This window comes from Streptomyces sp. SDr-06 (assembly GCF_003324565.1).
Lineage (GTDB): Bacteria > Actinomycetota > Actinomycetes > Streptomycetales > Streptomycetaceae > Streptomyces.
On the sequence record NZ_QOLA01000010.1, the window covers coordinates 119,936 to 132,988 of the forward strand.

10 protein-coding genes and 2 pseudogenes are annotated in these 13,053 nt (G+C 67.8%); 5 read left to right on the plus strand and 7 right to left on the minus strand.

Going from position 1 to position 13,053, the window contains the following annotated elements; all coding sequences use genetic code 11:
- Positions 1-6: 6 nt before the first annotated feature.
- Complete coding sequence (locus DT019_RS21255; protein WP_147267336.1) at positions 7-606, minus strand: SMI1/KNR4 family protein; 600 nt, start codon at positions 604-606, stop codon at positions 7-9.
- 99 nt (positions 607-705) lie between these two features.
- Here DT019_RS21255 and DT019_RS21260 point away from each other — a divergent pair.
- Positions 706-1,184: pseudogene (locus tag DT019_RS21260) on the plus strand (transposase); the annotation flags it as partial.
- Between the two features lie 819 nt (positions 1,185-2,003).
- Here DT019_RS21260 and DT019_RS21270 read toward each other — a convergent pair.
- Positions 2,004-3,278 (minus strand): hypothetical protein, encoded by a 1,275-nt coding sequence (locus DT019_RS21270; protein ID WP_223279688.1) that lies wholly within the window; start codon positions 3,276-3,278, stop codon positions 2,004-2,006.
- A 986-nt stretch (positions 3,279-4,264) separates the two neighbouring features.
- Between DT019_RS21270 and DT019_RS21275 the strand changes: the two genes are divergently transcribed.
- Positions 4,265-5,218, plus strand: a complete 954-nt coding sequence (locus DT019_RS21275; protein ID WP_114038465.1) for a hypothetical protein — start codon at positions 4,265-4,267, stop codon at positions 5,216-5,218.
- A gap of 68 nt (positions 5,219-5,286) precedes the next feature.
- Here DT019_RS21275 and DT019_RS39170 read toward each other — a convergent pair.
- Together DT019_RS39170 and DT019_RS21290 are read right to left on the minus strand one after the other, a co-directional pair.
- Positions 5,287-5,478: pseudogene (locus tag DT019_RS39170) on the minus strand (IS5/IS1182 family transposase); the annotation flags it as partial.
- Between the two features lie 452 nt (positions 5,479-5,930).
- A complete protein-coding gene (locus DT019_RS21290; RefSeq protein ID WP_114038467.1) occupies positions 5,931-6,956 on the minus strand; it encodes an ArsR/SmtB family transcription factor in 1,026 nt (341 codons plus the stop codon).
- 542 nt (positions 6,957-7,498) lie between these two features.
- On the opposite strand from DT019_RS21290, the gene DT019_RS21295 reads away from it, so the two are divergent.
- Together DT019_RS21295 and DT019_RS39675 are read left to right on the plus strand one after the other, a co-directional pair.
- On the plus strand, positions 7,499-8,089 hold the full coding sequence (locus tag DT019_RS21295) for a hypothetical protein (RefSeq protein WP_147267337.1): 591 nt from the start codon (positions 7,499-7,501) through the stop codon (positions 8,087-8,089).
- 68 nt (positions 8,090-8,157) lie between these two features.
- Positions 8,158-8,346, plus strand: a complete 189-nt coding sequence (locus tag DT019_RS39675; RefSeq protein ID WP_189389794.1) for a peptidase inhibitor family I36 protein — start codon at positions 8,158-8,160, stop codon at positions 8,344-8,346.
- A gap of 1,247 nt (positions 8,347-9,593) precedes the next feature.
- Here the strand turns inward: DT019_RS39675 and DT019_RS21310 are convergent.
- Positions 9,594-10,511, minus strand: coding sequence for an alpha/beta hydrolase (locus DT019_RS21310; protein ID WP_114038470.1), 918 nt, complete (start codon positions 10,509-10,511; stop codon positions 9,594-9,596).
- Positions 10,512-10,757: 246 nt separating this feature from the next.
- Here DT019_RS21310 and DT019_RS21315 point away from each other — a divergent pair, with 246 nt between their 5' ends.
- Complete coding sequence (locus DT019_RS21315; protein WP_114038471.1) at positions 10,758-11,621, plus strand: LLM class flavin-dependent oxidoreductase; 864 nt, start codon at positions 10,758-10,760, stop codon at positions 11,619-11,621.
- A gap of 269 nt (positions 11,622-11,890) precedes the next feature.
- Here DT019_RS21315 and DT019_RS21320 read toward each other — a convergent pair whose 3' ends face one another.
- Positions 11,891-12,109, minus strand: coding sequence for a hypothetical protein (locus DT019_RS21320; RefSeq protein ID WP_114038472.1), 219 nt, complete (start codon positions 12,107-12,109; stop codon positions 11,891-11,893).
- 416 nt (positions 12,110-12,525) lie between these two features.
- On the minus strand, positions 12,526-13,047 hold the full coding sequence (locus DT019_RS21325) for a hypothetical protein (protein ID WP_223279689.1): 522 nt from the start codon (positions 13,045-13,047) through the stop codon (positions 12,526-12,528).
- Positions 13,048-13,053 lie beyond the last annotated feature (6 nt).

The following is a 13,053-nucleotide window of genomic DNA, read 5'->3' on the forward strand; positions in this document are numbered from 1 at the left end:
GTTTCTTCAGCGCTGCCAGACGAGAATGTCGTCCGTCACCTGCGGCAGCACTGGCCGCACTCCGACGGCCGCACTCGGCGGCGGACTCCACGCCGCGACGGGCCGCACCTCCTCCAGCGCCCCGGCGGTGTCCGCCAAAAAGGCGCCCAACGAGGGCCACCAGCCCAGCTCACCGCCACTCTCGTCGAAGAAGGAACCGATGTGTCCCCTCCCGGGGCCCACTCGGGCATCGATGAACAGACAGTCCATGACACCTTCGGACTTCGTGGCGAAGGGCACCCACTCCGGGTGCCACCAGTACCCCGCAACTTCCTCATCGACCAGCCCATTCGCTGCCGTGCGAAAGGCAGCAATCTCCTGCACGCACATGAGCCGGTTGCCATGCGGCAGGAACGCGGCACCCCGCGCATCCCGGTCGGCACCGTCATGGATCGCCAGCAACTGCGCAAGCTCGTCGGGCAGACCCGCGGCGCACTCGCGCCGCACGTTGCCCCATCTATCCCCCGCCCCGACAGGCCCCCGCAACGCCGCCGCACTGCGCGGAGCCATAACCTGCAGCCAGTCAACGATGCGTGCCCACTCACGCGCGACATCGTGGTCAGCCAAGACCCCTCCCCCATAGCAAAAAGACCTGCCCTCCACCCTAAGGGCTTCGTCTTCCACCCTGCCGGAGACGACCCACGTGCCCAGGACCGGCCCACCCCCCTGGATGCCCAGTTGATCAGCCAGCTGGTTGACCGGGCCCAGTCCGACGGGATCAAGCTGACCGGCGAGGGCGGGCTGCTGCAGCTGACGAAGAGGATCCTGGAGTCCGCCTTGGAGGGCGAGATCACTGCTCGTCCCGGCCATGAGAAGCACGAGAAGACGGCCTCGGGCAACACGCGCAACGGCATCCGCTCCAAGACGGTGGTGACTGAGGTGGGCCCGGTCCGACCCGATGCTCCCCGTGACCGGGAGGGCTCGAGCCTCAGATCGTGAAGCAGCGTCAGCGGCGGCTGACCGGGGTCGACGAGACGGTGCTGGCGTTGTCGGCCCGCGGCCTGACCCATGGTGAGAACTCCGCCCATCTGGCCGAGGTCTACGGCGCCGAGGTCTCCAAGACCACGATCTCCACGATCACCGACAAGGTGCTCACGGGCATGCACGAATGGCAGAACCGTCCTCTCGACTCGGTCTGTCCGGTCTCGTCCACATGGCCGTCATGAGCCTCGACCCGACCAGGCAGGGACGCAAGCGCTGGTCGCAGCCATGGAAAGCCGCCTTGAGTGCCACGTGATCCACCGCGCACCTGGCGGTGCTTGGCGGGATCGAGGTCACGGAGCATCGCGACGTGATGACCGTGGGGGTGATCGTCGGGTTCGCAAGCCACGCGGTCGGGGGCGGCATCGGCACCGGGGACAGAGGGGCGGAATAGGCCCGCCGAACTCACTTGAATGAGGTGGGACTTGGACGGCCGGGAGGGCGGGCAGCTGTGGTGCCGGATCAGCCCCACCTGTTCCCCTTCGGCAAGACCATCCACTGGCAAGCCTCTGGCTGGGCCCAGAAAACCGCGAGGCCGGCTGGGCCAGCTTGGCCCCGCCCCCGGGCCGAAGACCGCGCCGGGCAGCCAGGAGGAGGCAGAATCCGGTGATGTGGGCCGTCCGCACCGAACGTTCGCAGCGTCGGCGGCCACCGACGACCCTGTAACGGCTTGCGAGGACCCGCGATGGCCTTCCCCTTTCTTTCATCTCGCCGGCCAGCCGCTCGGCCGCGAGGTCGGTGTCGTGGAGGTAGTTCTGGCGGCGGTAGAAGAAGTCGCGGTGATATCTACCGTCGCTTCAAGGGATCCGCACCCAGCTTGTCCACGGGCGATGACCGGGGCCCACCCTTCGCTCCGTATGCAGCAGGGGAGATTGGGCCGCGGGCACCGGTCCTGAGGCCGGGCTCGGGACAAAGGCGCGGAAGGCCCCGCACGGGACCGGTAGGCCGGCACGTGCGGGGCCGCGCTCACGGAGCGGGGGCGGTCAGACTCCGGTCAGGGCGTAGGTACCCGTGCCGTCCTGCCTGCCGCTGGAGTACTGGCGGATCAACTCGCCGTCCGCGTAGCGGTCGTGGCCCATCATGGAGCCGGTGTACTTGTTCTGCAGACCAATCTTCGAGCTGCCGGGTACGTCGCGGTAGATGTAGAAACGCTGGAGGTCGTCCTCCCCGCAGTTGGCCGTAGTCAGGTAGGCCTGCTCCTGGTTGGCGATGTCCGCCGGGATGGTCGCGCATCCCCCGTTGCCCCAGTTCCACAGGGATGCCTCGATGACGCCGTTGTTCTCCGTCACGTTGCACAGGCGCCAGTTGTCCAGGTGGGCGCTGAAGAAGCTGGATTCGCGCAGGCGGATGCCGTCGTTGGCCAGGAGCGGTGCGCTCCAGTTCAGCACCTTGCCGGGGACGTCGATCCGGTAGACGGCGGGCTGGCAGTTCAGGGCGGCGAACGGGGCGGGCTTGGCCGCCTGGGTGGCCTTCATACTCTGGACGGCCTTAGCTGCGTTGTCGGCGTCGCGCTTGGCCTGCTCGGCCTTGGCTGAGGGGACGGGACCTGCCAGGTGCTTCGCGGTGGCGGCGGGTGAGCCGCAGTCCAACAAGCCCTGGGCCTTGGCCATCATGCTGTTGGCGGGAACCTTGTCCTGACAGCGCACCGCGCCTTCTTCGAGAGTGGTGAAGGTGGTGTAGCTGCCGGTGTCGGGGCCCTCGGTCCACTTCAGGCCGCCCGCATCCGAACGGTTGCAGTTGAGGCTGCCGTAGGTGCCGGTGACCTTCTTCGTCCCCTCGTACAGGCCGTAGTAGCCGGGCTGGCGGAAGTTCCACGAGATCGACTGGGAGGTGCTGGATGTGTGGGTGTAGTTGACCTGGACGTTCAGGCCCAGGCTTGCGCCGACGGAGCCGAGGGCCTCGACGGCGAAGCTGCCCTGGACGGTGCCGTTGAGGCCGACGGAGACGGAGATGGTCTCCGTGGTGTTCGTGTTGACGCTCTGGGTGCCGGTCGAACCTTCGGTGACGTACCAGCCCTTGAAGTGCGTGATGGTGGGAGCGACTTCGGCGCTCTTGATGATTGGGTGGCGGGTCCCGAGGTCGGCGGAGGTGCAGGCGTCGCCGAGCTTCGGCTTGTCGGCGGTTGTGGCGGGTTTCGGATGCCCTGCCGCAGCGGCGGGGCCGGCCACGGCAGTTATGGCGGCCAGCGTCGATGCGGCGGTTACGGTGAGGGCGACCAGCCCTCTGGCCCAGCGGCCGGAAGATCTCAAGTGGCTCATCATGCCCTTCCCTGGCCGGGCGTCATGTCGACCCCAAGCCGGAGCTCTGCCAGTTATGTGGTGGGGACCGGTGGTCGATCAATGCGAATTTAGCGTCGGCAGCGACACAGTGGCGACGACGGAACCAGCCGGTCCGAGGCGAAATCCATGACCCTTCATGGGCTGTAAGGAAGCCTTGACCTGCCCCCGGTTCATCAAGATTTCATCGACAGAACTAAGATCCCCCACCGGCGCCGCAAAAATGGGCTGTTTCAGTCGTGATTCCGCTGCTGTCACCTCGCCGCCGGTGACCTCCGGACCAGCCTCTCAACATCCGCCAGCGCAACCGACTGCCACCAAGGCATCACGATATTCGGCCAACTTGCCCATTCTGAAACCGATGACCTTCGCCGACCGTGGCGCCTTGAATGTTTGCGCGCCAGCGTGAGCGGCCCTATGAACGATGGGGCGCAGACAAAGTCGGCACAGCAGAGGGGAATTCAGCGGATCGAGCCAGACGGTGTCTGGCGGTGATCCGGAAGCAGGAACGCCGGTCCCGACGACCGGCCCGGCAGCGTCTGCATGAGTCTCGAGCGCTCCAGCACGGGCACGAAATCCCGGCCAATCGGAAACCTCAGGAGAAAACGAACATGCCCTTACCACGTTTACATCGCCACCACGAACACGTCAGACGAGGCATGGCGGCGATAGCCTCGCTCGCCGTCACCGCCGCCCTGCTCGCCGCGGGCGCCTCCCCGGCCACAGGCGCGCCGACCGCTCCCCGGGGGTACGGAAATTGCAAGGTTGTCCCCGCCGGATCGGATCTGCACAAGCGTGGTGCGGCCTGGTCCTGCTTCGGTCCCGATTCTGACCGCCGGGCCCCCGACATCGCGCCGACCGCTCGGGACATTGCCCGAGCCCCCGCAGACGGTGCGAATGCGGTCAAACTATGCCTCGCGCACTCTAGTGAACGTGTCGTCTCCGACCGTCACGCGTACTGCGCGCGGATGTTCCTCAGAGAAATTCTCCTCGACAGGGACAACGTTGAGATCGGCGTTGGCCACGTCAGCGTTCTCGCCGTGGGCCTGCTCGACTCCTACGCGGGGAAATGGACCGATCACATCATCGTTGTCCCCGGCGATATGACCGGCAGGGTGACCGGTGTGGAGGTGTCCGTGGATTCTGCGTGCAGCGGCATGTGCAGTGTGCAGGGACCGGCCTGGGGTGGCGGATACGCGACCGTGGAGAAGGGCGGAGGAAACGAGGAGGGCGCCATCAATTATGTGTCTAGCGTCGCCGCCAATACGGACATCTCCTACATCAACGTCACCTATACCGTGAGTGGCGCCGCCGTCGGCGGGGTCGGCATCGCCGGGTACGACACCGCGATCTACGACGGCCCCCAGGTGCGCTGTGACGCGACGATCGGCGACACCAAACCTGTACCCGGCTGTATCGTCTTCGCCGGGCACACGCCCAACGTGACGTTTTCCAGGGCGAAATACCGGGGGGCGGCCGTCGCCTACGAGTGGGCGCAGAAGAATCTCACGGGTCAATACGGCACCCCCGGCCATCTGCTGTCGCGGTATGTCGACCCGGATGACCCGGATGCCGAAAAGAGGCGTGGCGTGACCTGTGACCGTGGGCCGTACAAATTCCCCCGGGGCGCCACCGGTATCCTCAACGACTCTTGTGACGAGTACCCCTTCGCCCGGTCCTCGGAGGGAGGGAACCCCGGCGACCAGTGTGTGGACATCACCCCGCGCCCCGTCGGCGGCGTATGGGACGTCTCCGGCGTCACCGTCGACCGGGGCACCGGCGTGAGCCCGTACAACGCGCCCTGCATCCGGGCTCATGTCGACAACAAGGACAACACCGCTGCGGGCGGCGAGCTGGGGCGGGCGGTGCAGTCCGACCGCATCCTCAACAGCGAGTGGTATGAAGTGATCATCGTCCCGTAGGCCCCTGGTCTGCCGCCCCGGGCGCCCGGGGCGGCAGACCAGGGGCCGGTCAGGGTTCGTCTGACGGGTCATGCACGAAGCGACAGGCGTATGGCCGCAAGGGTCACGGTGCCGTGCAAGACATAGGCTCGTTTGTCGAACCTCGCGGCAACTGCCCGGGTGGTCTTCAACTTTCCGATCAGTCGCTCCCCTTCGTTCCTGCGAACGTAGCGGGCCCTCTCAAAGCTGGTGGGCCGGCCGCCTCGGCTCCCACGGCAGCGATCGGCCTGCTGGTGTGATCAGTAAAGCCAGGCCGAAGAACGACAAACGGCGTAACAGGACCTGCGGCACTGGCGGGCCGAACGAGTTCGTGGGGGCGCCACCGGTGTCCCCCGCGGCTCTTGTGACGAGTACCCTCTTCGCTGGGTCCTGGCAAGGCGGCAATGATGGGAACCACAGACATCACCCCGCGTGCCGTCGGCGGCGTGTGGGATGTCTCGGGAGTCACCGTCGACCGGGTCGTCAGCCCAACCCGCCCTGCACCGCGTCCTGTATCCAGGCCCATATCGGCAACAAGGGCGACGGTGACGCAGGTCTGCAGTACCCGCAAGTTCGCGCTTGTTGAGCCGCTCGGGCCTGCCGACAGTGCTGACGCACGTGACACCGAACCTTGATGTCCTGCGGCGGCCGGCCTACCGCTCGGACGGGCCGTCGCGACGCGGCGGCCGCACACCTATGCGCGGGGGCACCCGGCATCGGTGTGGGTGTTAAGGAGAGCGATCCCAAGGGCGGTGGGACTGTGCAGTGCTGTGTGGCGATGCCGTGCGGTGCGGACCAGGCCGGCTGAGCGGAGCGTGGTGGTGTGTTCGCTGGCGCTGGGGGGCGCGAGCCGGGTGAGTGCGGCGAGTTCCTTGGTGGAGCAGCCGGGGTGTTCGGCGATGGTCTGGAGAACGGCTGCCCTGGTACGGCCCAGCAGCGACACCAGTGGGGTTCGCGCTCCGGAGGAATCGGGGGCCGACGGCGTAACGGCGGGGGGCAGCAGGAGGGACGACTGCTCGTTGATCGGGTACCTCAGCACGGGCTGGGGCTCTGCGTCGATGTCGATGCTGGGTGATTCGGGTGGGAAGACCGAAGGAACGAGCAGTAGTCCCCGTCCTTCCAGGTGCAGGTCGCCTTCGAAGCCGGAGACCGTCGCCAGCTCCAGGACGGGCGGATTCCAGCGGACGCGCCGCGGGTGCAGCATGGTGAGGAGGTGTTCCATGCCGCCGTCGAGTGCCTGGCGCATGCGCACCCCCCGATCGGCCGCCGTCGCACTCGTGATCTGGCTCCAGTGGGGGGTCAGCAGCACGGAACAGACGTGGTTGACGCTGTCGAATAGCTGACGCAACAGGGCCGAATCGTCCGTCAGTTGGTGCGCCCAGGCAGGGAGCGGCTGCCACTGGGCCACGTGGTCCAGGTCCTTGCGGATCTGTGCGCGCGGCGTGGCACGGAGGCGGTCCAGTAGTTCCCGGGGGTCGCCGCCATCGGCAGAGGCCAGGAAAGTGGGAGCCCAACCGCGGGGCGGGATCAGATCCAAGACCATGCGTGCGTCGGGATGGAGGCGGGCGAGGGCGTGGTTTCTCCAACCGCCGAACCGGACCGGGTAGCAGCCTGTTTGCAAGGTCCGTGTCGCGGCCGTCAGTTCCAGTAAGGGCGGCGGGTCCTGCGTGAGGCGGGTGCGTGCCAGGTCCTCAACGGTGAAATGGATGCGGTAGACCACGTTCTCCCTCCTGTCCGACCGGGCACGGTCTTGCCGATCCTCCGAGAGTGCCGCCGCTTGGTACAGACCGATTCACGCCGAGGGGCAGCCCTCGATGCCCGGAAGTTGCTCACGGTCCCAGCTGGCGCGCCCGGCCCTTTACTTGCCAGTGCACGGAAGGAGCGCACGACCCGGCCAAGGAGACGGGGGCTTCCTTCTCTCCTCGCCCAGTACGAGAGCGCGCATTCTGTCATGCCGCAGCGCCACCGGGTGGCCACCGCATCGTCGAGTACCGCGGCGCGGTGTTGCAGGACCAGTCGACGGGAGGGCGGCTACGCCCGCTCGGGTGACCCGAGGACGCGCATGCTGTTTGCCCCATATTCGCTGTGGACCGAATCTTGTCGATCGGCTGCGACAGCCACGGAATCCTGGTGGGGCGGGCCGGGACGCAGAAGCACCCCGATTCCCCGAAGACGCACTCCCCAACTTCGGCCGCGCCACCTTCCGTTCGTCCAAACGAACGCCGTCCACAGTGCGTTCAGAGATGAAGGAGATCAACTAAGATGCCCATTCTTGCGTGGAGGAACACCGTCGCGCTGGCAGCTGCCGGTGCCGCATTGACGGGACCTGCCTTCGTCACGCCCGCTCACGCCCAGCCCGCGCCCACCCCCGCGACGGCGTTCACGGCGCAGGTCGAGCACGCGGGGCTGTCGCGGTCCCAGGCCACGTCCCTGCAGCAGGAAGTGCAGCGCTACCTGGACCAGTTGGGCGGCACCCAGGTGTCCGCCAACCGCATCGACTGGCTCGATGGGCACATGCTGGTCGCAGTACCCGGAGAGAAGCTCGCGCGTGACCTGCGGACCGGAGAGGTAGCCAGCGGGATCAACGACTGCGACTACAAGAACTTCTGCGGCTGGAAGGGCGCGAACTTCACCGGGTCGTTCTGGGAAAGGGAGAGCTGCACCTACCACGAGATACCGGACGGGTGGAACAGCGGCGGCTCCTGGTGGAACTACCAGACCCCCGGCACGGTCGCCCGGATGTACGGGAAGAGCTACAACCTCGTCTACCAGACCAAACCCGCCAGCCGTGACTACGAGGTCTTCGACCAGCACGGCAACTGGGGTCCGGTCTGGTATGTGAAGCCCTGCTAGCCCGTTCCGGGCCGCTCGCCCCCGGCGGTCGGCCCGGCCCTGCCACCTCACGTGTCGAAGGAGGCACCGTGACGGCATTGAGGACGAGGCTCGCTCCGCTGGCAGGAGCGGTGCTTGCGCTGGCGGGCCTTGTCGTGGCTCCTCCCTCGGTAGCAGCAGCGGCCGAGGGCCACGGCGGACAGGCCAGGCCGACCTGTCCGCCCGGCACCTTCTGTGTCTACCGGGCGCCGGACTACCAGGGCCCGTCCTGGAGCTGAACGGGTTGTGGTGCGCGCGAGACGCCACTCGCCGGAGTTGGCGCGTACGTCAACAACACACTGTACTGGGTGCGGATGTTCGACCGGCGCGAGGACATCGTCTTCACCGCGCCACCCGGCTCGGAGGCAGCTTCTTTCGACTGGACGGGCGTCCGGTACCTCCAGATCTGCTGACTCGATTTTCACCCGCAGCACAGCAGGTATCAGCCCTGCTCGCCCGTCGGGCTGGCTTACGCGCGCCACCTGTCCGCGCCCGGACCGAGGGAGGGGCGTGACCGTACGGTCCGGTCGGACCCCTGGGTCGGTGATCCCGGCCGCCACTTCGAGGACGGCCCGCCCTGAAAATGGGGCGGGCCACGCGCCCGCGGCGTCGCCGGATCCGACCAGCGCCGGTCGCCGCGGCATACCCGGACGCCATCGCGCACATCAAGCTCATGCTCCTCGGCAACGACCCGAAGAACGGCTTCGGCCCGCTGCTCCGCAAGGACTATGTCGACAAAGCCGCCGCGCTCTCCCGTGCCGGGACCGGTCAGCAGGCACTGCGGCGAGACGGCGCGGTCCGTAGTCCCGGATCGCCTGGAGCTTCGCGTCGGCGCCGGCGCGGAGGCGCCAAGTACCGCCCTGTCAAGGCCGTTCAGCCCCGTGGGCGGGCGCAAGCCGTGGATCGCGACCCTTCATGACCGCGGGGCTGGTTGCCCTCCACAGCTCCGGCACGAAGTGTCCAGAACCACGGACCCTGGAGCATGCCCGACGGTCCAGTTGTCTCGGTGCGCAGTTCAGGAACTGCTGTCCCTGTGGACAGGTATGTCGGCGGCCGGCAACAGGGCAAGGCCTACCCGCCGAGCTGGCGGAGGTCCTCGCCGATGCTGACCGCGGCATGAAGTGCGGCGAGATGTACACCGATTCCGGAGACCTGCGCCGCCTGATCGGCCGCCCGCCCACGACCCTGGCCGAGGCACTCGCTTTCGCCCTGCATCACTGAGGTCGAACTCGTGATGCGGCCAAGCCGCTCAGGTGGGTCTGCTTGTCAGGCAGGCCTCGGCGAGGCAGCCGACCACGAGTTCGCTGCGGTACGAGACGTGCGCCCCCAGGTCAAACCCGCCCCTCGCGCGGGAGGTTGTGACCCTTGCGGGAGGGCGTCGGTGAGAGCACGGCGAGCTGCTTGCCGGTCTGGGCGGGGCTGCGCGAGGCGGTGTCTGGCGTAACCGGCCTCTGGGGCTGGGATTCTTCGAGATCGCGGTCTGTGCCTACGCTCCTGTAATCCGGTCGTGCAGCCAGGATTCGACACCGCTGAGCGCCGTCCTGGCCATTGCCGTGGGGTGGGCCGTGAAGCCGTGGGGCGATTCGGGGTAGACCCGGAGCTCGACGTCATTGCCGGCCGCTGACAACCGGCCTGCCATGGCCAGGTTGTCTTCCAGCAACACGTCCGTGCTTCCGACGATTAGCAGCGTTGGGGGAAGCCCACGAAGGACGCCGTAGAGGGGAGAGATGTCGGGAACGGTGCGGTCTTCCACGTGGCCGACGTACGCCTGGATGAAGTACTCGTCCGCGATGCCGCGACCAGCCGGGGTTCGTGCGCTCAAGTCGTAGGTCCCGAATTGCAGTGCCGCGCCGGTGAATCGGCCGGCAGCACCTCTGTCTCTCAGCCGGAGCAGGGTCGCCAGGGCGAGTGTGGCTCCCGCGGAGTTTCCGCCGATCGCCAGGCGGGACGTTCCGAAGCGGGCCTCGGCTTTCTCGACGAGCCAGAGCGCCGCCGCTTCACAGTCGTCCGGTGCCGCCGGCCAGGGGTGCTCAGGTGCCAGCCGGTAGTCGACGCTGACCACGGCGAGGTGCAGGGCGTCCGCGAGCTCGCGGTTGCGTTTGTCTCCTCGTGCTGCGGAGTCCATGTAGAAACCGCCGCCGTGCACGTCCAGGTAGACGCCTCGCGGCGTACCGTCGACAGGCGTGAAAATCCTGACAGGGACGCGCGCTCCCGCGGCTTCGATGGTCTCTTCGATGGCGGGCGGATCAGCGGCAGGAGGGGCAGACCTTTTCGCCCGGGCCTCGTTCAGCTCTTCCAGTGAGCCGGGGCCACGGCCCGCCGCCCTCGACTTGTAGAAGTCACGAGCTTCATCGACCTGCTCGGCGGGTACCTCGGCCAACAGCGCGTCCAGCGCGAATCGCACGCGCCCTCCTCATCGCTCGGGTCTCAACTCCACACTGTCGCTGGCCTGCGGCGCCGGGCGGTGGCCGTCGCAGCAGTCGGGCTCCGCTTGGACGCGGGGCCCGATGGGGCAGCCTCGATGTCGGTCCGGCCTCGGGTCGGGACCCCGGCGGGGTGAGTGCGGTGCCGCATGTTCGATGTCCTGTCGTGAACTGCCCTGAATCCAAATCCGATTGCTCCCTCACGGCCGGTTGCGCATCCTGCTGGCATGCGCTTCTCCATCAACGTCCCCAACTTCGGTGATTTCGCCGACCCCCGCAACGTCGCAGTTGTGGCGGTTGCAGCCGAACAGGCCGGCTGGGACGGACTCTTCGTCTGGGACCACGTACTGCACCGACAACACCAAGGGCGCCCGTTCGGAGACCCCTGGATGCTCCTGACCGCGGCCGCGCTGGCAACCTCGCGGATCCGGCTGGGCACCTTGTTGACGCCGGTCCCCCGGTATCGTCCGCAGCAACTCGCCCGCCAGGTGGCCACTCTGGACCATCTCAGTGGTGGCCGGGTGATCTTCGCGGCCGGCCTGGGCGGACCAGTCGAGGACGAGTACCGCAGCTTCGGTGACACATCCGAACCGCAGGTTCTCGCCGAGCGGCTGGACGAGGGGCTTGAGCTGTTGAGGCGCTGGTGGTCCGGCGAGCCGGTGGACCACCGAGGCCGGCACTACGAGGTCCGGAACGTGACGCTGCTGCCCGCGACCGTGCAGCAGCCTGGTCCGCCGGTGTGGATCGGCGGGTTCTGGCCGCGTCGCCCACCGATGCGGCGGGCTGCGCGGTGGGACGGGGCGGTGCCTCTCTTCGAGACGGCTCGGCATGGCCACGTGCCTGATGTGACGGAGGTCCGGGATCTTGCCGCTTACGTGCGCAAGCACCGTGGGGACAGGACCGAGCGGCCCTTCGAGCTCGTGCTCGGCGGTGCCACGCCCTCGGATGCCAGGAAGGCCAGGGACGCGATCGGTCCGCTGCGTGACGCCGGCGCCACCTGGTGGGACGAGCGGCAGGTCCAGACCGGCCCTGATCTGGACCGTCTGCCTCCGGTCATGCGCCGGATCGAGGCCGGGCCGCCAGTGCTCTGATCAGCCTTTCGAAAATGTGCCGCCGGATCTGTCGGCGGGATTCTTCGGTTGCTTGTCGGACTGGTTGCTGGGCCGTTCATGATGGCCTGGTGGGGGGCGTTGATCGGTCAGCCCAACGGCAACTCGGCGACAGGGTTGGGGAAGAGGGCATACCGGTCGCCGGGATGCGGCTCGCCTCGGCGACGCTGATGCCTGCGCCCTGGGACGCCTCACCGTCCACCCACAGCAAACAGCGCCCCGGACCAGGTCCGGGGCACTGCCACCGCCGATCAGTCCCGTGAGCGGTGCTGTCCGAACAGTCCGAGGGCGGTCAATACGGAGACGCACAGCGACATCCAGCCGACGAACGCGCCGCCGCCGTACAGCACGGCGCCAGGAACCGGCGCCCCTGCCGCATGGGAGAGCACTCCTGCCACGACCCCTACCAGCAGCGCGGACACCAATGACAAGAGCGCGAGGAGTACCTGCGTGGGAAATGTCAGCCTCACCAGTCGATCCCTTCACGAAGGTGATCGAACCGTCGGCGGACAGCCTCAGCTCGACCACCGAACTCGATGGCCTGCTGAGGCTCTGCGACGATTGGAGGCTCACATTGCCCATTCCCGTCGGCTTCAGCGTGCTGTCCCCCATCGGACACGTCGCCAGCGCACGAAGCTTTCGAATGAGCAACACACAGCCTAGCGAGCCGTGTTCAGGGATACCAGGGCTTCCGTTTGCGCAGGACCACGCGTAAAGGAGTGCTGAAGAGATACAGGGTGGGGCGTCGATGGCGATACCGGCGTAGCCCGAACCGCCCTGCGAGACCACCCCGTCCGCGTACAGCAGGGTGACCCTTCGACTCGTCCTTCGGCCAGCTCGCCCTCGCACCGAGCGCGGCAACTGTCACTGGCTCTCGCGGAGGCGTTCAGGAGGCGGTGCCCGCCCCGGCCCGTCGGCGGCGGGCGTACGCGAGGGTGAGGACGGCGACCAGAGGACCCCAGGCCAGCAGCGGGGCGTAGCAGGCGTCCATGATCAGGCCGGCTGGTCCGTGCGGGAAGTCGGGGTTGGCCAGCGGCCCTGCGGGCGCCAAGGTGACCGCCGCGCACAGGCCGGTCACCGCGAGGGCGCCCGTCGCGGCGGGTACGACGACGACCAGCGGCGGGATACGGCGTCCGCCCAACCGCGGTATCCAGTGCGGCACTTGTTCGCCCCAGGGCCGCACCAGACCGAGCGTCAGGCAGGCGGCCGCCTGCGAGGCCACCGAGAGCATCAGCACGTAGACCATGATCGGCGTCCCCTGGTAGAGAGTCCCGAGCCGCCCGGTGAATCCGACGTCCACGCCGAACCCCAGGGAAAGCCGCCACACACACGAAGGCACGGTGCACAGCACGGTCGCCCAGGCCACCCATACCGCCCACCGGGGCGCGACGGACCCGGTATCCCGCACGGGCGA

Bases quoted from the DNA above. Each gene is read 5' to 3' on its own strand.
- DT019_RS21275 (WP_114038465.1), top strand. From the start codon at position 4,265: ATGTTCCTCAGAGAAATTCTCCTCGACAGGGACAACGTTGAGATCGGC.
- DT019_RS21270 (WP_223279688.1), bottom strand. From the start codon at position 3,278: ATGAGCCACTTGAGATCTTCCGGCCGCTGGGCCAGAGGGCTGGTCGCC.
- DT019_RS21315 (WP_114038471.1), top strand. From the start codon at position 10,758: ATGCGCTTCTCCATCAACGTCCCCAACTTCGGTGATTTCGCCGACCCC.
- DT019_RS21295 (WP_147267337.1), top strand. From the start codon at position 7,499: ATGCCCATTCTTGCGTGGAGGAACACCGTCGCGCTGGCAGCTGCCGGT.